The organism is Acidobacteriota bacterium, assembly GCA_040752915.1.
GTDB lineage: Bacteria > Acidobacteriota > UBA4820 > UBA4820 > DSQY01 > JBFLVU01.
Genome location: JBFMHB010000005.1, coordinates 38,011 through 59,168, shown reverse-complemented (window position 1 = coordinate 59,168; position 21,158 = coordinate 38,011). Strand labels below are relative to the sequence as shown.

The window sequence follows — 21,158 nt, the reverse complement described above, 5'->3', positions numbered from 1 at the left end:
CCTAAAGCAGGGTCACGTGCTCGGCGCAGTACCGCGCGCCCGTGTTGGCGGCGGATTCGCCGGGGGACAGGACAAACGACGCGCAATAAGGGCCGCAGGCCGACGCCTCGGTCCCGTATGAGCCCCCCACGCGGAGGGCCAGCGGGGCCTGGGGCTCGATGCCGCCCCGGCTCTCCGCGAAGTACCACGTCCCTACGTTGCCTGTTGCGAAAAGCCCCTCCGCCCAGGCCCACAGGGCGCCGGTGGTTTGCTCCAGCCCCCATTTGGACGTCAGTCCATTTACGCGCGCGGCAGTCACGGGGAGCGAGGGGGCGCGCGTGCCCACGGTCACGCCTGCGGCGGCCGCCAGAAACTCTGAATGCCGCAACAATCTCTTGCCGTGTGCTGCGCCGATCTCGGCCGCCTCGAACCACGTCAGTGAACCGTAGGTCACCGTGCCGTTGCCTCCGAAAAGACTCGGGATTTTCGGCGGTGTCCCATGGGCGGCGAGACCCCGGCCGGCCCCGGAGGTGCCGTATAGGTGGTGGTCCACACACAGGAGGTACAGGTCCACCCACAACCGGCCGGCCACGAGGGCCATGCCTTTGGGGGAGGGGCACGCCGGGCGCCACTTGAGATCCCACAGGCTGTGGGCGTGGATACCGACCAGGGCATCCAGGTCCGATTGAGTCCAGATGTACGATCCCGTCCCGGGTGTGCCCGTGGTGTTGAATCCCCCTCCGGCAAGGGTCGTTCCGGGAGCGACAAGGCCGTAATGAAACCCGCCGATGAGGCGGGACGTCGCCACGGTGTACCCCTCCGGCGCCGTCCAGTTCGAGGAGGCCCGCACGGAGCCGTCGGTGCAAACATAGACCGCGTAATCCGTCCCGGCGGACAGGGCGGGCATCGCGACGGCAGCCTGCGCCGCCCAGGTGAACAGGCGGGTGCCAATCATAGCCCGCGTGTTTGCTTTTAGCGCCAACGTCTGGGCGCCCGTCTTGATGAAGACCACGCTGGCTGGGTCGGCCTTTATGAACAGCAGAGGATCGCCCTGGGGGACCCAGGCGCGGGCCCCGGCCGCCGAGGCGCTGAGAACGTATCCGTCCGCCGGGGGGTTGCCAAGGGCCGGCTCGGCCCCTACCATTAGCGCCGTCGTCCCGTGGGGATTGCCTGGGATCGCCGCGTGCCGCCACGCGGTCAAGTACTGCGAATGAGGGTCGATGTCGGGCTTCTCGTGTTTTTCCACGGCCCCCGTGATTTGCTCGTTCACGTATTCCATCGACGCCACGGAAGGCAGGGCTTCCAGGCCGTCGTGCAGGAGCTGGAGGTCGACGTCGGCCTCGTCGAGCCGCGGTTGGAGCGCCGCGGTGATCTGCGCCAACCCGTGTCCCTGAATCTCGAGGATGGCCGCATCGTAGTCCGACCGGGTCGCCTCGAGGGCGATCAGCCGCTGGTCGACATCCACCCAGATGGGGTTGAAGTAGCTCTCCCCCAGCAGCGTGACGCCGTCCTTCATGCGGTACCGGTCGATGCGGCTCGGCACACGATCTCCTTACGAGGCCACGTCCACTCTCTCGGTGATGGCGAAGGGCGCCACGGCGCCGTCGCCGGTCCCGGAAAGCTTGATCTTGTAGGAGGCGATGCCCCCGGCGATGGTAAAGGTGAAGGTGAAGCGAGTGGCCTCTCCATCGGGCTCCAACGCGCTTGTCGTGGCCGTCGGGTTGTACGTCGTGACGCCATCCACCAGGTCGCAGGTGAGGGTGTGATGAGCGGCATCATAGCCGGCGGCCACGATTTGCACTTTGATCTCGGTTGAGGGGGCGCCGAGGGTGCGCAGGCTGGACCAATGCACGATGGCGGCGCCGGCCCGGCTGCCCGTGACGGCCCCGGCCTGAAGGACGAACCCGGGGGCCAGGTCGGAGGTCCCGAGCAAGACGGCCCGGAGGGGCACCACGTCGGGACCGGTGGAGAGCACGAGGGCGGAGTCCCCCAGAGCGTACCACTTGCCACCCACCTGCACTTCATAGCGGATCTCTGTGCCGTGGGGGACCACCTGTGCGGCTTGAACGGCCAAGTCCTGGATACCCCCCGCCAGGCTGATTGGCTGGAGTTGCACCTCTGTGCGGGCCCGGGCGAACGTCGCACCGTAGACCGCGAACATGAGGTCCTTCGTCAGGTCGCCGACGAAGTAGTCCCCGTCGGTGCCGAAAAACAGCGTCCCCTGGGTGTACGCATTCCCGCTCACGAGGGCGGCCCGATGTGCCCCTTGCGTGATCAGACACAGGGCGTAGCGCTTCCCGGCCTCGAGGAGCACGGGTGGGATCTCGACGGGCGTTTCTGTGGGATACGCTTGCAGCGCCGCAGGGGCGACGGTGACCTGGGTGATCGTCCTAGAGAGAAGCGGCTTGCCCCCCTCCGTTTCGCAGACAATCACGTGCACGTCCCCGGTGGAGGCGACCTGCGTGAGGTAGAGGCCTACCTTGGTCAGCCACATGGCGTTTGCGACGAGAAAGGTCTGGGAGACGATGACACCATTCACGGTGGTGGTGGCGGTTTCCACCTCGTAGGCGTCGTCGGAGCGTTTGACCCAGTATCCGTAATACGGGGCCACCCAAGAGCGCGTCGCCCCTTGATAGGTCCAAAAATGCCTGTGGTACCACGGCCAGTAGTAGAGCCAATGGGGGCCGTACCGGTACTCCCACACGGTCCGCACGTATTTCCGGACAGTATGGTTTTGAACCTGGTACTGGCTGAGGGAAAGGTCCCCAGCGTACCCGTCCGTTCGGATCCGGACGGCGCTGGTGTAGGCAGGCAGAACCAGGTCGTCGGTGTGCCTCCGGATCCCGGCATCATAGGGATTGAACAGCGCGAGGGCGGCCACGGCCTGCCCGGCGAAGGGGAACAAGAGACCCGCGCCTTCGAGCCGGCACGCGTACCCGGCGCCCGCCGGGTCGCTCTCCGCGTCGTCACCGAAGTAATCGGCGCCGTAGCTCGCGTAGGTGTCGGGCAGTTGCGCCGCCTCCTTCAGCCGGGCCACGTCCGCGGCGATTTCCACCAACTGCCGCTTCGCCGCGAGGCCGTCGGTGCGCTTCGCCAGCGCCGAGAGGTCCGTGGCAATGGACTGGATCCTGGGCTCGGCCTGGCCCTTCCACGTCTCCACGACACCGAGGCGTGCCGCGTGGTCGGCGAGCTCGTGGACGTGGGCCGCGCCCAGGTTCTCGATGGTCTCGATCCCCGCCGGCGTGAGCGTCACGTAGGCGATGGCCAAATGTCCCGATTGGATGACGGGGGGCTGAGGGTCCGCGCTCTCCGCCCCAGGCAGGGTGTTGACGTTCGCGATCCGGGCCGTGGTCATAGCGACGGCCCGTGGTTCCGTTTCTCCCGTGGTGATGTCGATCAGAAAATCCCGCGGCTCGACGTCGCTCTCGATCTCCTCGCCCCACACGACCACCGCCACGATTTTTTTTGCGACCACGGGGAGGTACGCGAAGAGGTTCAGGGCCTGGGTCAGTTCGGACGCGTAGACCATGCCGTCGTTGTAAAAGCGGAGCGGGGCCACCACGATCTCGGTGGCGGACTGCTGGGCCACCGCACCCCCGGAGACGTGCAGGCCGGTGCTTACGCAGTCCTGGATGAGATGCCGGAGGCCGTCGGCCCCGTAGTCCTGCTGGCCGTTGAAGTCCTTCGCCTGCACTTCCTGGTTGTCCCTGAAGATGACCCGCTTCTCCATCGGTGCCTCCGATCAGGCGTTCGCGAGTTGGCCGGCCATCGGGACGCCGGCGGTCCACCGGGCGCCTGCCCGCAGGGGCCGACGTGTGGTGGTGTCCATGAAGAGTCGATCCGAGCAGCGCTTACCCCAGGCGAGGGCTGTGCGCACCTTGTCCAGCGCCGCGCTATCCGAGGCGCGGGCGCAGCCGGCGAGAAACCTCCCGAAGGCCTTGGCCGGCCGGTGGCCGCGGATCGCCACTTGGAGAATGGCCGTGTGGGGTGCCATGCCGAGGTGCCCGGAGAGAAACGCCCCGGCCCCCCTCCGGGCCGTCGCCACCTGTGGGTCGAAGAGGAACAGGCGATCGTAGAGCCTCAACCGGGCCGTACTCGTTCGCCAGAACCCCTGGCAAAAACCCCGAGTGAAGATCCCCTCGCCTTGCCCAGGCTCTGCCACATGGTCAGGGTGAACCGTGATGGGCTGCAGCCCGGGGGAGACTTCGTGCCGGCGGAGCACCGCGGACGCGTCCAGGTATGGGGTGTCCACGCGCAAGGTGTAGAGCCTCGCGCCCGCGGTGCCCGCCAGGGGCCACCGGACGATGCTCCCGCAGAAGCTCCGGAGGCCGCGAATGGCCCGTTGGGCCACAGTCGAAATCGTGACAGCCGTCTTGGGCGTGACCTGCGTGGTGCGTTCCATGACGGTCAAGGGCGTTTCCGCGCCGGCGCGCCACACCACCGCCTGGGGAGCGATCCGGAGCGTTGCGTCCGACACAGCCGGCCAGCACGCTCCCGAGTAGCCGGCCCGGCCGAAGAGGGCCCCTTGGATCCTCTTTCCCCGAGTGCGGTGGCGGTAGATTCGCAATTGCGGGTGGCTCAACAAAAACCCGTTGCGCTCGGCCGTCGTCAGACTCGCCCCGGCAAAACGCTTGGACGGGGGCACGACGGCCCTCACGACCTGAGCGCCGGCCCAACCCGCCAGGGCCTTCAACCCGCCGAGGGTGCCCTGCCGACGGTGCAGTCTCCACGATGCCGCGCAAATGCCGCGCTTCACCGTCTCGCTCCAGCCGGTATTCCAGACCGGGACGTCCAGGGCCCAGGCCAGCCACGGCACGGCGGGCGCGGGGCACGCCGCGGGTGTGTACAGGGTAGAGATCGGAGTCGGCACGGCTTCGAGGCGCGCGGCGGTTGCGTCCTCCATTGCCCGCTCGAAGGGGGTGGCGTTGGGGGGGAGTAGACGGGCCGTCATGTCTGCCTCGCCTCCACGGCCTGGAGGCTCACGCCGGTGCAAAGGTACAGGTCGGTCTCCCCGGCCACCAGGTCCTCGGCGGGGCTCTCCAGAACCACGTTGTGCACGCCCGGGACCACGAGCGCGCCCACCAACCCGGCGCGGGTCACGTCGTACGTGATTCTCCGTACGCTCGCGAGGTAGGCATCGAGACCTTCGGCGGCGGCGGACAGCACGGGCTCCGTGTCCGGCCCGGGGTAGAGCGTGAGGGTGGCCCGTATCTCGAAGGGCCGGAGAGTGGGCGCGGCGACGACCACATGGTCGGTGAGGGGTCTTACATCCTCGTGACTCAGCGCAAGGGCCACAGCGCCCAAGGGCCCCTGGGAACCGTGGCTAACGACCGTGGTGTAGCCGGCAGGGGCCGAGACGTCGGGGAATGCCACCGCCCCAAGGAGCGCCTCATCCGGGTCCACCTCGCTCACGGCCAACCACTCGTAGGCCAAGACGCACACGCGGACCGAACCTTCGGAGGGGGAGGACACGGCCACGTCTTTGACTTGAGAGGCCGCGGCCAGTGCGTGGGCGCGGTAGGCGCCCACCGGTCCAGCGGCCGCCACGCGGTGGTAGGCCTGCTGAATGCGGGCGCGGAAGTCCGCGTCGGATTCCGCGGCCAACCGGCCCACTTCGAATCGGGCCGCAATTTGGTCGAGGTCGGACCCGACGGCGTACGCCAACATTACGGCCTTCGCCACGTCGTTCACGCGGGCCCGCAGGAGCATCTCCCGGTAGGCGCACACCTCCAGGATCTTGACGGCGGGCTCGCTTTCCAGCCCCGACGCGTCAAACATGGGGTATCGGGCCGCCAAGTCCGCTTTCAGCGCCGCCACAATGCTCTCAAAGGAGAGGGTTTCCACGATCGTGGGGGCCGGGAGACTGGAGAGGTCGAGGGCCGTCGTCATAGCGAAACCCCCAAGACCGTCGGCGTTCCGTCGGCGGCGAGACGCCCAGTCACGGTGACCTCCAGGTGCCCGGCGCCCGAGACCAGGGCCTGCACCCGCTCCACGACCAGGCGCGGCTCCCATCGAGCGAGGGCCTCTGCGGTTGCGGCGTAGACCTCCATCAGGAGCCCCGCCGTCATCGGCCGGTCCACCAGGTCGAACAGGCGGGACCCGTACGCCCGGCGCATGACGCGCGATCCGATCGGGGTGCGGAGTATGTCGTCCACACTCTGCCGCAGGTGGTCCATCCCGCCGACGACCGCGCCCGTGGAGGCGTCCATCCCGGTCACTGGGGACCCCCAGTCTGGGCGCCGCCGGTCTGGACGCCGCCGTGGACATGGGTCTGCAAGGAGATCGCCCCGGCCACGACATCCCCTTCGGCCCGGACCTCCCCGCCCACCTGGGCGTCACCGGAGACGGCCAGGTTCCCTTCGAGCGACACGTCGCCTCGAATCGTGACGCCCCCCGGTGCGACGAGCAACGCGGTGCCCCCTGCCGGCAGAACCGCTTTCAAACAGTGGTTCTCGCGGTCGTAGGAGACCCTCGCACCGTCCGCGTACACCACGAGGTGGATGCCGGCGCGGTCCGCGGGAGCGCGGAACACCCCTGTGTACCGGGCAGGCAGAATCCAGCCGCACGCAGGGTCTCCAGACGGACAAAGCAGCACCACCTGCTCCCCGACTTCCACGGGCCACCAGTCCGCGTCCGGCCCGGCCCTGCGCGTGAGCCAGGGGAGAAGGTCCGTGACCAGATCCCCGACCCGTACACGGGCCCGGGCCGTGGACAGGTCCACTTCCTCAACCGTGCCGGCGAGGATGAGGTGATGCACCCTTCGATGGAGGTCGGCGTCCTGGAAGGAGCCCACTATGTCACCTCCAGGTAGTCGTCCACGTGGTCCGGCCCGATGTCGGGATCGATGCCCAGGTACAGGTGTGAGGGCATGGTGCCGCTCTCATCGAAACACGGCGCCCCCAAACGCAACACCTGACGCCACGACACGGCCCATAGGGCCACACCCTGGGCGTCGATCTTCCCCCCATAAAGGTTTTCGGCGCGGATCTCTCGGGCCTCTCCGCACCCGGACAGGCCCCAGCGCTCGTTTTGTATCAGGACCACCAGCGCCTCCACCATGTTGCGCGCCGCCACGTCCCGGGGGAGGCCGGGCGTCGACCCCAGCAAAACGAAGACGGCCAGGGCGGCGTCGGCATCGGCCTGTTCTGTGCCGGCGTTGGTCACCTTCTGAAAGCCCAGGCACGAAACGAACAGCGCGGGGACGCGCGCACTGATGCGCGCGAGCTCATCGGCGTCGAACCGGCCGGCGTGGACCTCGCACGTCTTCAGGGCCGGGAAGGCCTGGGCCATGCGAGCAGCGATCGCATCGAGGGCGCCGTTGAGCATCATGGGCGACCCTCTACCAGGTCGTCGGCCCAGGCGTCCAGTTCGTCCTGAAGATCGTCGAGGTCGTTCGCGCTGACACCCAAGTACGCCCGTGCAGGGATCCAGGCGCCCCCCGACTCGGCCCCGCTCCGGGCGCTCCGGACGTGCCCACGGCCCGCCAGCCCCCCGAACTGGTGGATCGCGGCATAAACGAGACCCGATCCGACGCGCGCCTCCTCCGTGGAGACCACCTCATGCGTCAGGCTGTCGCGGAGGGGACCGTGCAGGCTCAAAATCTTCCCGCTGGAGCGCCCCGCCTTCCAGGCCGCGTACCCCGGCGACAGGGGCTCCCAAGGGCGGCCGTCCGGATCCGGTCCGCCGTCCTGGATGCGCCGCCGGGTCTGGCTTTCCACGAGGGCCCCCAGGCGGCCCAGGAGGTCCCGCTGGGAGGGACCTCCGGCCCGCGCCAGGAGGCGCTCCAAGCGGGCCCTCAGGCGATCCCCACCCTCGATCCGGATCTGCACGGCCGCGCCGGTCACGGCAAGCCTCCGCGTTTGAAGAGCCGAGGACCGGCGCTGAAGGTGGCGATGTGCGCCGCCGGAGGCTCGACGCCGTCCGGCAGCGGGAGAGCGGCCGTGCGCCGCGAGATGGATTGCAGGAGCTTCACCGCATCTTCATAGCGGACGCGGTGTTCCTCCGTCGCCCTCGCCGCATCGGCCGCCATGCGATAGATGGCGATGTCGACGCTGAGGCGGACAAGCACGGGCGGCACGGAGGGCAAGGGCAGGGTGTACACAGCGGCCAGATAGCTGTCGATCTCGTCCGCCGCGTCACCCAGGGCGCCGGACACCACCGCCTCATCGGCCACGCCGTCGCCGTCCCGATCGGCCAGGAGGAGCAAGCCCTCCTGACCGTTGGGGAGGCGATCCACGATGTCTTGGGCGGTGGCGTAGGGCACGGTTCACTCCTGGGGGGGCGTGGCCTTATCCGCACCGACGATCACCACGGTGAGCATCGGTTCGTCCATGAGGGCTTGGACCTGGCCAGCGCTGAATGCCGCGGCCTCCACCGTGATGGGGCCGGCGGGCCAAGCCCTCCCGGCGCGGCGGAAACCGCCGCGCCGGGAGGTGATCTGCAGAAACCCTTTGCCCTGGGATGCGCCGGATTCGGAGGCTTTGGGGGGATTCTTCGTCATGGTTCAGATCCTCACGCGAGCCAAGGGCAGACGAGCACGTCGGCGGCGCCCTTTAGGATGTTCGTGGCGCCGTTGGCCGTATTCTCCGCCATCACGAGCTTCTTGGCCGCGGTCTCCAGCGACGGCGGCACCACGAGGAGGTTGGGCCGGACGGCCAGCGGTTTGCCGTTGTCGCCCTTGAGCGACATCATGGCTGCGCGGGCGGCGCTGAAGTTGGTTTCGTCCAGCGTGGCTTTGCTGCCGAAGGCGAGCTGCCACAGGCCGTAGCCAACATTGCACCGGGCATCCACCCCGTAGCGGAACTGCTTGCGGGAGAAGACCGCCTCGTCGGTCTCCTGGTCCATGGCCACGAACTTGTAGTCCTTCCGCTTCTGGAAGATGAAGGGCTTGATGGCCTTCGTCGTGTCGAGCAGGAACCAGGGCGTGGCCGCCCCGGCCTGGACGTTCGACGCGCTCTGGATGGCGCCGTGTTCGTCGAGGACGGGGTGGTCCGCGTCGAAAAAGTACTGCCCGTCGTAGCAGGCGCTGTCGAACCCCGCGGCGAGCAGGGCGAACACGAGTTCGTCGGGGTGTGTCTTCGCGTCCTGGCCGAGCTGGGCCAGGATGGGGCGGTAGATCCCGATGGCGTCGTCCTCGATGTCGTCCCGGTCCACGCCCACCGTGTTTTCGAAGGAGCGGTTCTTGATCGTGAAGTCGTGGGTGGCCAGGTTCTGGATGACCCGGTCGCCGAGCCATTCTCGGAAGCGGGTGACGGTGCCCAGCCATGCGTAGGTCTCCTTGGACGTGCTCGATGGCACGGTCATGGCGACCCGGTCGAACTGGCTCTGAGCGGCCTGGAATGCCTCCGTGAAAACGACTTTGAAGCCGGTGAAAAGGGCGGACAGGTTCGTTCGGTTGATGATCACGGCGGCCTCCTAGAACTCGACCCAGACGCCGGACGCGTCCACGTCCCTGACGGTGCCCGCCATGGACCGGGTGCCCGTGCCGTTGGTCTTGGCGACCGTCTGGTCGTCCACGATGTAGCAGGTGGCACCCACGTCGGCGAGGGTAATTTCGTCCGCGCCGGCGCTGTTCGCGAAGCGGAACAGGCCCCGGGCGACCCTCACGAGAACGTCCCCCGCGGCACCGGATGCGTTGTCGGCCTGCTCCTCGGCCCGGCCGAGCCCCTTGAGGGTCGCGGCGGTGGCGCCGGGGGTAGCGAAGCCCGTGGCGGAGAGGGCGACGAGGGCGCCGGCGTAGATCTTCACGGCGGCAGCCACGGGGAACACGAAGGTCTTTCCGTCGCGTTCCGGGGTCAGTCGATCGGCGGAGAGGGCCATGTCAGTTCACCTCCACGGACTGCAGGTACTGCTCTTCGGACAGGCCCAGGGCCGCGCAGACCTGCTTCTGCTCGGCATTGAGCGCCTTCACCGTGCCGGCGGCGGGCGGGCGCTTGCCGTCGAGACCGCTTTCGGCTGTGAGCGCCGGGGCGGCCGCCACGAAGGCATTGAACCGATCCAGCCCCCCCTCGGTGCGGCACTGCGCCTTGTGGTACTCCACCGTGGCGGGGGTGATTTTCCCCGCCTTAACGGCGTCGGCCACAGCCGCCTCGATGGCCGCTTCCGCCTGGGCCTTCTCCCTTTCGGAGAGTGTCCGTTCGGCGTTCGCGGCCCGCGCCTGCATGGCCTCGTAGTCCGCCCGGGGGACGTACTTGTCGAGGCTCGGCGCCTGTTCCCGGTTGGCCGCCTTCGCGGCGACGAGGTCCCCTTGCAGGGTCCGCACCGCCTGGACGGCGTCGTCCTCCGTCACCTCGGGCTTCAGGCCCAAGGCCTCCAACAGTCTCTTCATGGGGACCTCCGTGTGAACGTGCTTTGCGGGCGCCTGCTGGCGGTTCAGTGCAGGCAGGCGCAAATTGGGACAATTTGTCAACGCCACGGACGAGAGCGACAGGATTGCCCCCGTGAGTTTGTCATACCAAAAGGTAGGGGAGATGTAGCGGTACTCCTTGCGCGCGATCTGGTCGGCGGCACGAGGTGTCCACTCGACACGCCCCCAGATGGCCCCCTGGCGGGCCTGGATCTCTTTTACCCACCCTGCCGCAGGCGCCTCCAGCCCGGCCGTGGCGCGCTGGTCCGTGGCGTGTTCCCAGTCCACCACGATGTCTTTTCCGGAGTCCTGCGCGGCCCGCACGATGTCGTCCGGGGCGCTGTTTGTCCACGCCCTCCCGTCCCGCCCCACGACCGTGCCGGCCGGGATCAACTCGATCCAGGCGGGAACGGAGCTTCCGTCCATGTGGATTTCGACGTTCCAGGCGCACGCCGTCGCTCGCATACTGAGACAGTAGGGCGGCGAGGGAGCCCTGTCTATGCTGAAGTCTTCAGCATAGACAGAGGAAGGGCGGGCGCTCATGTTTAGGAGAAGGGAGGCCCCATGCCCTGCCGGGACGTGAATGCCCTGACCCCCACCCTGCGGACCCTGTGCCAGGAGCACATGGAGGCGTGCCGCCGGGAGGGCTTTGACGTGTTTGTCACCTGGACCCTGCGAACCCCCACAGAACAGGCCGCCCTGTATGCCCAAGGGCGCCGTCCTTTGAGCGAGGTTAACCGGCTCCGCGCGGACGCGGGATTACCCCCTGTCACACAGCGGCAGAACTCCTTCCCCGTCACCTGGTCGCAGCGCTCCCGCCATTTCCCTGGCCCGGACGGCCTCGGGCGCGCGTACGACTTGGCCCTGCGCAACAAGGAGGGCCTCGTGTGGGATCCGAAGGCCGACTCCGACGAGGACCAGATTCCCGATTGGGAGGAGATCGCTCGGCTCGCCGAGGCCCTGGGGTTGGCCGCCGGAAAACGTTTCGGGGACCCGGCCCACTTTCAGATGCGCGAGAACCCCCGATGAGCCCGAAGGACCTCCTGGCCAGCCGAACCTTCTGGGGCGTGGTCGCCGTCCTATTGGCCCAGGTCCTGAGAATGCACGGTATCGAGGTCGACGGTGTGGATCTCGACGGGCTGACGAGCGACCTGCTGACGATGGGGGGGGCGGCGCTCGCCGTCTACGGCCGCATTCGCGCCGCCCGCCCCATCGGCTCCGTGGGCGGGGTTCGTGTCGTTTCTAGGCAAGGAGGAAAACGCATGCGACGGCCATTCCTGTGGATCACCGTACTCCTTTCGATTCTGTGCCTCGCCCTGACGGCCCCGGCCTCCGCGGAAACGCCCGCGAAGGCTCCGGCTTTCTCGGTCCAGATCGGCACGGGCCACCTCTGGACGGGCTCCGGCAACTACGCCTACAGCCTCGACTCGACGCAATGGCAAGTGTCCCTGGCTGGGAGTGTATACCTCACCCCCCGCCACGGGGTCACTGTGGCCATCGCGCGGGACGGGGCGACCCTCGTCGAATGGGCCAGGCGCCACAACTTCGACACATTCGACGCTCCGGCCTTTTCGTACGAGTACACCCTGGTGGATCTCGCCTACCGCTACACCGTTAACCCGGGGGAAAAGGCCTGCGTCTACACCCTGATTGGTCCCACCGGGTATTTCCATGGGGATACGGAGCGGCTCGGGGTGATGGGCGCCGTGGGGCTCGATTATGATTTGACGGCCCGCTGGTTTCTCAACGGCCAGGTAGCCTTCCGTCACGTCAGTCGGTTCCTGGTTCCCCAGGCCAACGTGGTCGAAACTCGCCTGGCCCTGGGCTACCGCTTCTAGGCGGCTCTCCTTTCCGGTGCGGGCTTCGGCCGCTGTGCCCGCGCGTCGAAAACAGCGGCCCCTTATTCAGGGGCGTCTCATGCAGAGGGTGGAGCGCTGGCAAGACATCCGGCCCGGGGACATCGGGTTTCTGCGGGGCGAGGGGTTTCTCTCCGACAGCATCGCCCACCTGACCGCCCGGAGGGATCTCATGGGGCTCCAGACCCCAAGCCATTCGCTCCTCGTGCTGTCCCGAACGCAGGTCATCGAGGCGCTTGAGAAAACCAAGGTCCGCCCCATCGAGGTGTATCGCACCCGGTTCGATGCCGGTGACCTGGTGGTCTTTGCTCCCGACGTCCCCAAGGAGATCCGCAGGGAGGCCCTCCATTACATTTGGACCCGGTACAACCACGCCGCGTACGGCTGGGGCCAGATTCTCGCCTTCCTGCCCGTTCTCTTCTGGCGACGGTTGAGAGGCCGGGACCCGGTGAACCTGCTCCCTCTCGGGGTCATCTGCTCGGAACTGGTGTTGCTCTACTTGCGGCGATGTTTCGACCGGCTCCTCGCGGCGGGACACTCCACTCGTGCCGACCGCCTGGCTTGGGCCTATCGCCTGTCGCGCAATACCACGGACCCCGCCCTGCAACTAAGCTGCTGTCTCCGGGACGGACTCCCGGAGAGCCTCGCCGGATAGAAAGGACACCGTCTTGCCCGACCCCCAGGGATACGTCCTCAACGTGGATTGGACAGCCGTCAAGGTCATGGCCGGCATCCTCGCAGGGTGGACCGGCCTTTTTCTTGCCGCGATCAAGTGGCTCTCGCTCCGGGAGGTGCACCGCGTCGACGAGGCCCTGCGGGAGAACAGCAAAGACCACGCGGCCAACGAGGTGGCCCACGCGAATCTGGAGCGGCAGATCCTCCGGCTGGAAGGGCAGTTGCCGAACGAGTACGTGCGGCGGGAGGACTGGATCCGCTTCAGCGCCTCTATCGATGCCAAGCTCGACCGGCTCAACGAAAAGTTTGACGCGCACCTCAAGCGCAAGGAGTGAAGGGGGACCCATGCCCGAGATCGATCTGGAGAAAGCACAGCGTGAGGAGATCCGGTGGCGGCTCCTGCGCGCCCTGGACGCGGGCCGCCCTCTGCCGGTGCTGGAATCGCTCCTGCTTCGCATCTGTCAGGACGTGGACCTGCCCGCCACCCCAAGTCAGGTCCGGAGGGAGCTTGCGTACCTCGAGATCCGGGGTCTGGTGAGGATCCACGGCAAACTCGGCCCGACTTGGCGCGCCGAGCTGACCCGCGACGGCGTGGACGTGGTGGAATACGCCGTCGCATGTGAATCCGGCATCGCGCGCCCGCCCAGGGACTGGTGAGGCCATGCCCCAGCGGCCCGCCGTGACCCAGCTCCCGGAGGAGGTGCGTCGCGCCCTGGAAGCCCGCCTGGTCCAGGGCGGCTTCGCGGGCTACACGGCCCTCGCCGAATGGCTGACGGAGCAGGGCTACGAGATTTCCAAGAGCTCCCTGCACCGCTACGGACAGACCCTGGAACGGAAGCTCTCCGCCATCAAGGCGTCCACCCAGGCCGCCCAGCTCATTGCGGAAGCGGCGCCCGACGAAGAAGACGCCCGGTCGGCGGCCGTCATTAGCCTCGTGCAGACGGACCTCTTCGAAGCGCTGCTGGCCCTTCAGGAGGCTGGCGATGCCGAACCCGCGGAACGCGTCAAGCTGCTATCCTCGGCCGCGCGCTCCATTGCCGATGTCGGCCGCGCCAGCGTCAGCCAGAAGCGGTTCGCTTCCGAAGTAAAGGCGCGCGCGGCCCAGGCGGCCGAGGACGTGGTGGCCACGGTCAAGAAAGGCGGACTGTCGGACGACGCCGCCGCCGCCATCCGGCGGCAGATCCTCGGCATCGCCCCATGACGGTCCCGTTTGCTCTTCTCCCCTACCAAAGAGCGTGGTGCCAGGATCCATCGCCGGTGAAGGTGATCGAAAAGAGCCGCCGCATCGGGCTCTCCTGGTGCGAGGCCGCGGACTGCGCCCTCCTCGCCGCCTCCTCCAAGGGGATGGACACCTGGTACGTGGGCTACAACCGGGACATGGCCCAAGAATTCATCCGCGACGGCGCGGACTGGTCGCGCCACTACCAGCTCGCCGCCTCCGCGATGGAGGAGATCGTCATCGAGGACGAAGGCCGCGACATTCAGGCCTTTCGCATCCACTACCCCTCGGGCTTCCGGGTGACCGCCCTCTCCAGCCGCCCCTCCAACCTGCGCGGCAAGCAGGGCCGGATCGTCCTCGACGAGGCGGCGTTCCACGACAATCTCTCGGCGCTCCTCAAGGCGGCGCTGGCCATGTTGATGTGGGGCGGTCAGGTGCACGTCCTGTCCACGCACAACGGGGTGGACAACCCCTTCAACGCCCTCGTCACGGACGTCCGAGCGAAGAGGAAGCCGTACAGCATCCACCGCGTCACCCTGGACGACGCCCTGGCGGCCGGGCTCTACAAGCGCATCTGCCTCGTCCAGGGGCGGCCCTGGAGTCCGGATGCCGAGGAGGCGTGGCGGCGCGAGCTGATCGAGTTCTACGGGGACGACGCCCAGGAAGAGCTGTTCTGCGTCCCTCGGCACAGCGAGGGCTCATGGCTGCCCGGACACCTCATCGAAGCGCGGATGCAGGACCTGCCGGTGTTGCGGTGGTCCGCCCCGGAAAACTTCCTCGCGGTCTCCGAAGCGGAGAGGCAGGCGGCCGTGGACGATTGGCTCCAGGGCGACGTCGCCCCCCTGCTGGCGGCACTCGACCCCAAGCGCACGAGCGGCTTCGGGTGGGACTTTGGGAGGACCGGGGACCTGTCGGTCTTCGCCCCCTGGCAGATCCAGCAGGACATGACCCGCAGATTCCCGTTCCTCGTCGAGCTCCGCAACATGCCTTTTCGCCAGCAGGAGCGGGCCCTCTTCTACATGGCCGACCGGTTGCCCCAGTTCGTGGCGGGGGCGGTGGACGCCCGAGGGAACGGGCAATACATCGCCGAGGTGGCCGCCCTCCGGTACGGTGCGCGGATTCGTGAGGTGTGGCTGTCCCCCTCCTGGTATGCCGAGAACACGGCGCCGTTCAAGGCGGCCTTCGAGGACGGCACCATCATCGTGCCCCGTGACGCCGACGTCCATAAGGACTTGCGCGCGTTCAAGGTCGTCAACGGCGTACCCCGCCTGCCGGACGCCCGGCAGGCCGACGAACGTGGGCTCAAAAGGCACGGCGACGCGGGCATGGCCCTCCTTCTCGGGTACTGGGCCTCCCGTCAAGACGGCCCGGAGCTGTTCGGGTATGAGCCCGTAACGGTGCGGCGCGGGGAGGATGGGGACCGCGCGGAGCGCGCGGTGCGCGTGACGGCCGGATTCAAGGCCCATGGAGGACTGTTCGGATGACGCTCTACGACGCCTGGGGACAGCCGGTCCGCACGGAGGATCTGAAACGGGAGATCGCCGCCCCCACCCTCGTGGGGGTCCGCACCCCGTGGCACAATCCCGTCGGGGGGGGGCTCACTCCGGAGCGCCTGGCGAGGATCCTGCGGGCGGCCGCTGACGGCGACGCCCACGAATACCTTACGCTGGCCGAAGAGATGGAGGAGCGGGAGCCCCACTACGCATCGGTCCTGGGCACACGGAAACGGGCCGTTTCGGGCCTCCCGGTCATGGTGGAGGCGGCGAGCGACGAAGGCCGCGACGCCGAGATCGCCGACGCCGTCCGCGAGCTGACGCGCCGGCCCGAGTTCGGGGAACTGGTGGACGACCTCCTGGACGGGATCGGAAAAGGGTACTCGGTCTGCGAGATTTTCTGGGACACGTCCGGAAAACAGTGGTGGCCCCGGGATTACGAGTGGCGGGACCCGCGGTTCTTCGTCTTCGACCGCGAGAGCGGCCGACAGGTCCGGCTCTTGGACGAGACGGACACGGTCTACGGCATCCCCCTGCCGCCCTTCAAGTTCGTCGTCCACTTCCCCCGGCTCAAGACCGGGATCCCCCTGCGCGGGGGGTTGGCCCGCCTGGCCGCCGTGACGTACATGTGCAAGAGCTACGACCTCACGGACTGGCTCGCCTTCGCCGAGGTATACGGCATGCCCCTGCGGATCGGGCGCTACGGCCCCAGTGCCACGGCGGAGGATCTGAAGGTCCTGCGCACGGCCGTCGCCAACCTGGGGATGGACGCCGCCGCGATCCTGCCCGACAGCATGAGGATCGAGTTCCAGGACGCCATGAAGGGCAACTCCAGCGGCGATCTCTTCCAGGCCCTCGCCGAGTGGCTCGACAAACAGACGAGCAAGGCCGTGCTCGGGCAGACGGCATCCACCGAAGGCACACCCGGGAAGCTCGGCAACGAGGCCAGCCAGGAGGAGGTGCGGCAGGACATCAAGAGGGCCGACGCCAAGGCCCTCGGCAACACGATCAACCGCTACCTGGTCAAGCCCTTCGTGGATCTGAACTGGGGTCCCCAGGCGCGCTACCCTTCCGCGCAGGTCTTCGTGAAGGACCCCGAGGACATCGGGGCCCTGGCCGACGCCCTCGCCAAGCTCGTGCCCCTGGGCCTGCGGGTGGAGGCCTCCGTCGTGCGGGACAAGTTGGGCCTGCCGGATCCGCCGAAGAAGGGGGACGCGGAGATCTTGGGCGCGCCGGCGGCCGCCGCGAACCGACACGCCGCACCGGCCAAGGCGCGGAACCAGGCCGGGGGGCCGGAGGGGACCCCCTCTCCGGACCAGGACGAGCTGGACGCGCTCTTGGAGCCCCCCGACGACTGGGAGCCCATTCTGGCCCCGGTCGTGGACCCCATTCAGGCGCTCGCCGATGCCTGCGCCACGGAAGCCGAGTTTCTCGCGAAGCTCCCCGGGCTCCTCGACACGATGGACACGGCGGGCCTCGTCCGATCCCTCGCGCTGAAGGCCTTTAAGGCGCGCGCGCTCGGGGACCCCGGCCCGAACCCCTAGGGAGGCCCCTTTGGCCCAGCCACGGCCCGGCTATGCGTTCCGAGGCCCGGTTCCGCAGGGCGCCCTCGACTACCTCCGGGGCAAGGACCTGCGCCCCGGATTCTCCTACCAGGACGTCTGGGGCGAGGAGCACGCCAGCGCCTTCACGGTCGCCAAGGCCATGCAGCTCGACATCCTGGATGACATCCGGGGCGCCCTGGACTCGGCCCTCGCGAAGGGCCAGACCTTCCAGCAGTTCAAGAAGGACCTCGCCCCAGTGCTCCAGAAGAAGGGTTGGTGGGGCACGAAGGAGGCCGTGGACCCAAAGACGGGCGAGAGCGTGACGGCCCGCCTCGGCTCCCCCCGCCGCCTGCGGACGATTTTCGACGCCAACACACGCGCCGCCTACGCCGCGGGGCAGTGGGACCGCATCCAGCGCACGAAGGACGCCCTGCCCTACCTGCTCTACCAGCTCGGCCCGAGCCTCCACCACCGGCCCGAGCACGTGGCCTGGAGCGGTACCCTCCTACGCGCGGATGACCCCTGGTGGGAGACCCACATGCCCCCGAACGGCTGGGGCTGCAAGTGCTGGGTGCGCCAGGTGGGCCCCTCGGAGCACGCCCGGCTCTCGGGCCGGGAGGGCACCCGGACGGAGGCGCCCGCCGAGCATCCCAGGGAGTGGGTTAACAAGCGGACCGGCGTCGTCGAGACGGTGGACCAGGGCCTCGACCCCGCGTGGGCGCGCAACCCGGGGAAGGACCGGCAGGCCCTGCTGCGCACCGCCCTCACCGATAAGACCGCCGCCGCCGGCACGGCTCTCGCCCGCGCCTCCGTGCGCCAGGTCATGGCCAGCCCCATCCTCGACGAGTGGCTGAAGGACGGCCAGGGCGAGATCCCCGGCGGCGTCGTGGACAAGGAGGTCCAGGGAAAGCTGGACGCCAAGACTCAGGTGGTGCGGCTCTCGAAGGCGACCATGGACAAGCAGGCGGGGCGCCACCCCGAACTGGACGCGGACGCTTACCGCCAGATCCTGCCCGAGGTCTTGGAGCGGGGAATGGTGATCGCCGACCGCGACCGGAACCTGGTCTTTCTCCTGGACCGGAACGGCAAGGTCTGGAAGGCGGCCGTCAAGACCGACGAGCAGCGCGGCAAGCTCTACCTCACCACGCTGCACATGGCGGACGCCTCCGAGGTGCGCCGCATGATGAAGCGTGGCGCGCTCATCAGGCCCCAGGCTGAAGGGGAAAGCGGCGCCCGGTAGGGCCTCCCGGAAACCCTACATACTCCCGCCCCCGGGCCACCCGGGCCGAGAGCGGTCACGGACGGGAGAATCGCACCGCGTCACGTGCGCCGCAACCCGAATATAACGCCCCCTCAAACCGAACGCAAGCGACGAAAAAGGGCGGGGCCGCGAAGCCCCGCCCGTGTGGTGATGCCGCCTCCCCACTCTTGAGGAGGCGGTGAAGGGCCGCCTACACGCGTCCCTGGAGGGTTTCGATGTAGCGGTCCACGGTGCGGCGCGGGCGCCCGACGCGGCGGGCGATGGCCGCGTGGGTGGGGCGCGGGGTCTCGGCCAGGGCGGCCTTGATCTCGCGCTTCTCGCGGCGGGTCAGGGGCCTCGGGTGGCGGATCCGCGCCAGGTCGATGATGCCCTTCTCCGGCGAACCGAACAGCCCCGGCATCAGAGTATCGCCAATCTCCACCTGCTTCCGGACCGCCGCGGCCTGCGCGGGAGAGGGTGGCACAAGGGCCAACCTGCGCCTGGGCGGGCGCTTGAGCGCCAGGTACTCGGCCCCCGTGAGGACCACCTTCGCCTGAAGGAGCCGGTCAAACTGGTCCGGGGTGAGGGCATCTGGGAGCACGGGGGCGCCGGAGGGCAGCCCGGCCCCGGCTTGGATGCGGCGCTCCATTTCGCTGAACCCCCGGTTGATCTGGACCGACCGCGCGGCGGCGATGGAGGATTTGAGCACGCCAGAGAGGGCGTTCATCCCCTCGTGGGTGAAGGCTAAGGGCTCGATCCGGGCCATCCTTGAAATTGCGGCCGCATTTTGCGACCGCAATTTCTCCACATCGGATTTTGTGAGCCGGAAGACGAAGTCCGCGGGGAACCTGTCCGGGTTTCTCCTTACGGCTTCTGTCACTCGCTTGGGCGCGACCCCGTAAAGGTCGGCGGCCTCGGACGCCAGCATGAAGTCCGGCAGGCCCTCGATGTGGTGGATGGCGCTCAACACTTCCTCGGGTATCGCTAAGGCGTTCGTGGTCATCGGGCACCTCCTCCTAACAGCTCGGCTTCAAAACGCCCGGCGTCTTGGGACGCCAGGTCCAGCAGTTCTTCGGCGGCGGTGATGAGCCAGGCGCAGTGGCCCATCTCGGCAAAGGCCTTTTCGCGCGGGTCGCCCGCGTTGGGGAGCGATTCGAGGATGTGGGAGAGCACCGCGCGGGCGCGCTCCAGGTGCGAGGTCATGTCCAGGAATGAATCACTCAGGGCGGGGCTGGGGGATGGATCGGTTTCTGCCGGGGTCTGTTCCATGCGGGCCTCCTCTGGAGCGGGTGAACTTCCCGCCCGCCCCCTGCTAGAGGGGTGGGCGACCTGCGGGCTAGCAGACCGGCCAGAGGACCGGCGAGCCTTGCGGCTCCCCGCAGGCCGCCCAGAAGAGGGGCCTGCATGCGCGACAAAAACGGCGCCACCGGCGCCTTCGCGCCTCTGGTCCGGGCTGCTAGACCCGGGCTGGGCACTCCCCAGCCACCGGGAATATAGGGCCCGGACTTGGGCGCTGTCAAGGGCATGGTCATACCTCCTGGGCCCGCACGTCCCACAGGCGGCGGATCTGATCCAGGGTCTCTCCCACGGGGCCCGTGGAGCCGCAGTCGTTGCACTGGAGGAGCAGGGGCCGCAGGGCGCGCGTGGTTTGGTCGCGCAGGGTGATGGAGGAGAGGCGGACGCTCCCACAGAAGGGGCAGGGGCGGAGGCCGGTGAGGCTACGCTCGGGCTTGGCGGTCTTCGTCACGGGGCGTCCTCCTGGGAAAACAGGGACCGTTGGGCTTCGTGGGCGATCTGGTAGACCCATCGCTCGCTCACGCCGAAGCGGGCGGCGACGGAGGCGATGGGGGCCCCGGCGGCCAGGGCGTCGAGAATGGCCTGCTTTCGCTCTTCGCGCTGGCCGAGGGAGCCCAAGCGCGGCACGTGGAGGATGGAGGAGCCCCATTCGCGGCAGAGGAGGTCGCAGGCCTGGGGGGCGAGGATCTCTCGCAGGGGATGGTCCGCGGGGATCCTGGCGGGGATGTATAGCCGGCGGCCGCCGAAGCGCTCCATGAGGGCACGGGTGGGGGTGGCGCCGATGCGGTGGAGGATCCGGTCCCAGGTACTCACCGGCGGCCTCCCTTCCGGCGCCGCTGGTCGTAGACGAGGGCGGCGACGAGCTTGTGGAGCTGGGCGGGCTCGGCCCATTCGAGGCGGTCGGGCGCGCCCGCCCCGAACATCTGCTTGAGAATCCCGACGGCGTACGCCCGCTCCCGGCCGGCCTCGTAGAGCATGGCATCGATCTTGGCGAGGTAGCGCGCGCGGGAGGAGTCGGGGCGGGGGCCCTTCTGAAAGCGCCGGGGCTTTCGCCTGGGGCGCCAGCCGAGGCGCTCGATGTGCTTCAGGACGCGGGCGCGGCCGAGGGGCGTGAGGTCCTTGGCGGATCGGGCCCCGCCCACGTCCTCGAGGACGTCGCGGTAGAGATCGTCGTCCCACCCGAAGTGGGCCTTGGCCATATGAATCCACATGATCTCCCGGGTTCTGGAATCCAGGGTGCGGCGGGGTTTGGCGGGGGCGGTCATGGGGCTCTCCTACCGGTTCCGGAAGAGGCGGGGGGTCACGTCCACCCGCCGGTAATACCAAAGGTCGCCCACGCGGCGGCAGCGGATGGACCGCCCGTTGGCGCGCAGTTCGGCGATGCAGGAGTTGACGGCGCACACGCGCGCGCTCAGGGCGATCTCCAGGGTGGAGTATTCGTGGCCGTCGGAGAGGAGGTCGTCCACCCGCTGCAGCCGCTCGCTCGTCCGGAGGCGCGCCGCCTTCAGCAT

General features: G+C 68.5%; 28 protein-coding genes. 9 read left to right on the top strand and 19 right to left on the bottom strand.

Annotated elements, in window-relative coordinates; all coding sequences use genetic code 11:
• Position 1: 1 nt before the first annotated feature.
• The 13 genes from AB1824_01965 to AB1824_01905 are packed head-to-tail and all read right to left on the bottom strand — an operon-like array spanning position 2 to position 10,750.
• On the bottom strand, positions 2 to 1,522 hold the full coding sequence (locus AB1824_01965) for a hypothetical protein (protein ID MEW5763718.1): 1,521 nt from the start codon (positions 1,520 to 1,522) through the stop codon (positions 2 to 4).
• 9 nt (positions 1,523 to 1,531) lie between these two features.
• Complete coding sequence (locus tag AB1824_01960) at positions 1,532 to 3,709, bottom strand: hypothetical protein (GenBank protein MEW5763717.1); 2,178 nt, start codon at positions 3,707 to 3,709, stop codon at positions 1,532 to 1,534.
• A gap of 12 nt (positions 3,710 to 3,721) precedes the next feature.
• Complete coding sequence (locus tag AB1824_01955; GenBank protein MEW5763716.1) at positions 3,722 to 4,930, bottom strand: phage tail protein I; 1,209 nt, start codon at positions 4,928 to 4,930, stop codon at positions 3,722 to 3,724.
• Positions 4,927 to 5,868 carry a baseplate J/gp47 family protein gene (locus tag AB1824_01950; GenBank protein MEW5763715.1) on the bottom strand — a complete coding sequence of 314 codons (942 nt, stop codon included), beginning with the start codon at positions 5,866 to 5,868 and terminating at the stop codon, positions 4,927 to 4,929. The genes AB1824_01955 and AB1824_01950 overlap by 4 nt, the downstream gene beginning before the upstream one ends.
• Complete coding sequence (locus AB1824_01945) at positions 5,865 to 6,188, bottom strand: GPW/gp25 family protein (GenBank protein ID MEW5763714.1); 324 nt, start codon at positions 6,186 to 6,188, stop codon at positions 5,865 to 5,867. The genes AB1824_01950 and AB1824_01945 overlap by 4 nt, the downstream gene beginning before the upstream one ends.
• A 5-nt stretch (positions 6,189 to 6,193) precedes the next feature.
• Positions 6,194 to 6,772 (bottom strand): phage baseplate assembly protein V, encoded by a 579-nt coding sequence (locus AB1824_01940; protein MEW5763713.1) that lies wholly within the window; start codon positions 6,770 to 6,772, stop codon positions 6,194 to 6,196.
• Positions 6,772 to 7,308, bottom strand: coding sequence for a phage protein Gp37 (locus AB1824_01935; GenBank protein ID MEW5763712.1), 537 nt, complete (start codon positions 7,306 to 7,308; stop codon positions 6,772 to 6,774). The genes AB1824_01940 and AB1824_01935 overlap by 1 nt, the downstream gene beginning before the upstream one ends.
• Positions 7,305 to 7,823, bottom strand: a complete 519-nt coding sequence (locus AB1824_01930; protein ID MEW5763711.1) for a phage virion morphogenesis protein — start codon at positions 7,821 to 7,823, stop codon at positions 7,305 to 7,307. Before AB1824_01930 ends, AB1824_01935 begins: the two co-directional genes overlap by 4 nt.
• Positions 7,820 to 8,242: a DUF1320 domain-containing protein gene (locus AB1824_01925; GenBank protein MEW5763710.1), complete on the bottom strand. Its 423-nt coding sequence runs from the start codon at positions 8,240 to 8,242 to the stop codon at positions 7,820 to 7,822. Before AB1824_01925 ends, AB1824_01930 begins: the two co-directional genes overlap by 4 nt.
• A 3-nt stretch (positions 8,243 to 8,245) precedes the next feature.
• Positions 8,246 to 8,479 carry an HI1506-related protein gene (locus tag AB1824_01920; protein MEW5763709.1) on the bottom strand — a complete coding sequence of 78 codons (234 nt, stop codon included), beginning with the start codon at positions 8,477 to 8,479 and terminating at the stop codon, positions 8,246 to 8,248.
• A gap of 11 nt (positions 8,480 to 8,490) precedes the next feature.
• Positions 8,491 to 9,384, bottom strand: a complete 894-nt coding sequence (locus AB1824_01915) for a Mu-like prophage major head subunit gpT family protein (protein MEW5763708.1) — start codon at positions 9,382 to 9,384, stop codon at positions 8,491 to 8,493.
• Between the two features lie 9 nt (positions 9,385 to 9,393).
• Positions 9,394 to 9,798, bottom strand: a complete 405-nt coding sequence (locus AB1824_01910) for a hypothetical protein (GenBank protein MEW5763707.1) — start codon at positions 9,796 to 9,798, stop codon at positions 9,394 to 9,396.
• A gap of 1 nt (position 9,799) precedes the next feature.
• The gene (locus AB1824_01905; GenBank protein MEW5763706.1) at positions 9,800 to 10,750 is read right to left on the bottom strand and encodes a phage protease; all 951 of its coding nucleotides are present in this window, start codon (positions 10,748 to 10,750) and stop codon (positions 9,800 to 9,802) included.
• A 138-nt stretch (positions 10,751 to 10,888) separates the two neighbouring features.
• On the opposite strand from AB1824_01905, the gene AB1824_01900 reads away from it, so the two are divergent.
• The 9 genes from AB1824_01900 to AB1824_01860 all read left to right on the top strand — a co-directional run bounded on the left by AB1824_01900 (position 10,889) and on the right by AB1824_01860 (position 18,351).
• Complete coding sequence (locus AB1824_01900) at positions 10,889 to 11,353, top strand: M15 family metallopeptidase (GenBank protein ID MEW5763705.1); 465 nt, start codon at positions 10,889 to 10,891, stop codon at positions 11,351 to 11,353.
• Entirely contained in the window at positions 11,350 to 12,162 is an 813-nt protein-coding gene (locus tag AB1824_01895; GenBank protein ID MEW5763704.1) for an outer membrane beta-barrel protein, read from the top strand. Before AB1824_01900 ends, AB1824_01895 begins: the two co-directional genes overlap by 4 nt.
• A 79-nt stretch (positions 12,163 to 12,241) precedes the next feature.
• Positions 12,242 to 12,835: a hypothetical protein gene (locus AB1824_01890; GenBank protein MEW5763703.1), complete on the top strand. Its 594-nt coding sequence runs from the start codon at positions 12,242 to 12,244 to the stop codon at positions 12,833 to 12,835.
• A 13-nt stretch (positions 12,836 to 12,848) separates the two neighbouring features.
• Positions 12,849 to 13,190, top strand: coding sequence for a hypothetical protein (locus tag AB1824_01885; GenBank protein ID MEW5763702.1), 342 nt, complete (start codon positions 12,849 to 12,851; stop codon positions 13,188 to 13,190).
• A gap of 10 nt (positions 13,191 to 13,200) precedes the next feature.
• Positions 13,201 to 13,512 (top strand): cytoplasmic protein, encoded by a 312-nt coding sequence (locus AB1824_01880; protein MEW5763701.1) that lies wholly within the window; start codon positions 13,201 to 13,203, stop codon positions 13,510 to 13,512.
• Between the two features lie 4 nt (positions 13,513 to 13,516).
• The gene (locus tag AB1824_01875) at positions 13,517 to 14,056 is read left to right on the top strand and encodes a DUF3486 family protein (GenBank protein ID MEW5763700.1); all 540 of its coding nucleotides are present in this window, start codon (positions 13,517 to 13,519) and stop codon (positions 14,054 to 14,056) included.
• Positions 14,057 to 14,112: 56 nt separating this feature from the next.
• Positions 14,113 to 15,558 carry a terminase family protein gene (locus AB1824_01870; GenBank protein MEW5763699.1) on the top strand — a complete coding sequence of 482 codons (1,446 nt, stop codon included), beginning with the start codon at positions 14,113 to 14,115 and terminating at the stop codon, positions 15,556 to 15,558.
• Positions 15,555 to 17,111 carry a DUF935 domain-containing protein gene (locus AB1824_01865; protein ID MEW5763698.1) on the top strand — a complete coding sequence of 519 codons (1,557 nt, stop codon included), beginning with the start codon at positions 15,555 to 15,557 and terminating at the stop codon, positions 17,109 to 17,111. The genes AB1824_01870 and AB1824_01865 overlap by 4 nt, the downstream gene beginning before the upstream one ends.
• Positions 17,112 to 17,121: 10 nt before the next feature.
• Entirely contained in the window at positions 17,122 to 18,351 is a 1,230-nt protein-coding gene (locus AB1824_01860; GenBank protein ID MEW5763697.1) for a phage minor head protein, read from the top strand.
• Between the two features lie 211 nt (positions 18,352 to 18,562).
• Here AB1824_01860 and AB1824_01855 read toward each other — a convergent pair whose 3' ends face one another.
• From AB1824_01855 to AB1824_01830, 6 genes are all read right to left on the bottom strand, one after another.
• Positions 18,563 to 19,354, bottom strand: coding sequence for an ORF6N domain-containing protein (locus AB1824_01855; GenBank protein MEW5763696.1), 792 nt, complete (start codon positions 19,352 to 19,354; stop codon positions 18,563 to 18,565).
• Complete coding sequence (locus tag AB1824_01850; protein ID MEW5763695.1) at positions 19,351 to 19,620, bottom strand: hypothetical protein; 270 nt, start codon at positions 19,618 to 19,620, stop codon at positions 19,351 to 19,353. Before AB1824_01850 ends, AB1824_01855 begins: the two co-directional genes overlap by 4 nt.
• 259 nt (positions 19,621 to 19,879) lie before the next feature.
• Complete coding sequence (locus AB1824_01845) at positions 19,880 to 20,098, bottom strand: Lar family restriction alleviation protein (protein ID MEW5763694.1); 219 nt, start codon at positions 20,096 to 20,098, stop codon at positions 19,880 to 19,882.
• Positions 20,095 to 20,460 (bottom strand): helix-turn-helix domain-containing protein, encoded by a 366-nt coding sequence (locus tag AB1824_01840; protein MEW5763693.1) that lies wholly within the window; start codon positions 20,458 to 20,460, stop codon positions 20,095 to 20,097. Before AB1824_01840 ends, AB1824_01845 begins: the two co-directional genes overlap by 4 nt.
• Positions 20,457 to 20,912, bottom strand: coding sequence for a regulatory protein GemA (locus AB1824_01835; GenBank protein MEW5763692.1), 456 nt, complete (start codon positions 20,910 to 20,912; stop codon positions 20,457 to 20,459). Before AB1824_01835 ends, AB1824_01840 begins: the two co-directional genes overlap by 4 nt.
• Positions 20,913 to 20,921: 9 nt before the next feature.
• The gene (locus AB1824_01830; GenBank protein MEW5763691.1) at positions 20,922 to 21,158 is read right to left on the bottom strand and encodes a hypothetical protein; all 237 of its coding nucleotides are present in this window, start codon (positions 21,156 to 21,158) and stop codon (positions 20,922 to 20,924) included.

Excerpts from the sequence above, each read along its gene's own strand:
- AB1824_01960 (MEW5763717.1), bottom strand. The coding sequence starts at position 3,709 with ATGGAGAAGCGGGTCATCTTCAGGGACAACCAGGAAGTGCAGGCGAAG.
- AB1824_01955 (MEW5763716.1), bottom strand. The coding sequence starts at position 4,930 with ATGACGGCCCGTCTACTCCCCCCCAACGCCACCCCCTTCGAGCGGGCA.
- AB1824_01950 (MEW5763715.1), bottom strand. The coding sequence starts at position 5,868 with ATGACGACGGCCCTCGACCTCTCCAGTCTCCCGGCCCCCACGATCGTG.
- AB1824_01945 (MEW5763714.1), bottom strand. The coding sequence starts at position 6,188 with ATGGACGCCTCCACGGGCGCGGTCGTCGGCGGGATGGACCACCTGCGG.
- AB1824_01935 (MEW5763712.1), bottom strand. The coding sequence starts at position 7,308 with ATGATGCTCAACGGCGCCCTCGATGCGATCGCTGCTCGCATGGCCCAG.
- AB1824_01920 (MEW5763709.1), bottom strand. The coding sequence starts at position 8,479 with ATGACGAAGAATCCCCCCAAAGCCTCCGAATCCGGCGCATCCCAGGGC.
- AB1824_01910 (MEW5763707.1), bottom strand. The coding sequence starts at position 9,798 with ATGGCCCTCTCCGCCGATCGACTGACCCCGGAACGCGACGGAAAGACC.
- AB1824_01905 (MEW5763706.1), bottom strand. The coding sequence starts at position 10,750 with ATGGACGGAAGCTCCGTTCCCGCCTGGATCGAGTTGATCCCGGCCGGC.
- AB1824_01900 (MEW5763705.1), top strand. The coding sequence starts at position 10,889 with ATGCCCTGCCGGGACGTGAATGCCCTGACCCCCACCCTGCGGACCCTG.
- AB1824_01895 (MEW5763704.1), top strand. The coding sequence starts at position 11,350 with ATGAGCCCGAAGGACCTCCTGGCCAGCCGAACCTTCTGGGGCGTGGTC.
- AB1824_01890 (MEW5763703.1), top strand. The coding sequence starts at position 12,242 with ATGCAGAGGGTGGAGCGCTGGCAAGACATCCGGCCCGGGGACATCGGG.
- AB1824_01880 (MEW5763701.1), top strand. The coding sequence starts at position 13,201 with ATGCCCGAGATCGATCTGGAGAAAGCACAGCGTGAGGAGATCCGGTGG.
- AB1824_01875 (MEW5763700.1), top strand. The coding sequence starts at position 13,517 with ATGCCCCAGCGGCCCGCCGTGACCCAGCTCCCGGAGGAGGTGCGTCGC.
- AB1824_01865 (MEW5763698.1), top strand. The coding sequence starts at position 15,555 with ATGACGCTCTACGACGCCTGGGGACAGCCGGTCCGCACGGAGGATCTG.
- AB1824_01855 (MEW5763696.1), bottom strand. The coding sequence starts at position 19,354 with ATGACCACGAACGCCTTAGCGATACCCGAGGAAGTGTTGAGCGCCATC.
- AB1824_01850 (MEW5763695.1), bottom strand. The coding sequence starts at position 19,620 with ATGGAACAGACCCCGGCAGAAACCGATCCATCCCCCAGCCCCGCCCTG.
- AB1824_01835 (MEW5763692.1), bottom strand. The coding sequence starts at position 20,912 with ATGACCGCCCCCGCCAAACCCCGCCGCACCCTGGATTCCAGAACCCGG.
- AB1824_01830 (MEW5763691.1), bottom strand. The coding sequence starts at position 21,158 with ATGCTGAAGGCGGCGCGCCTCCGGACGAGCGAGCGGCTGCAGCGGGTG.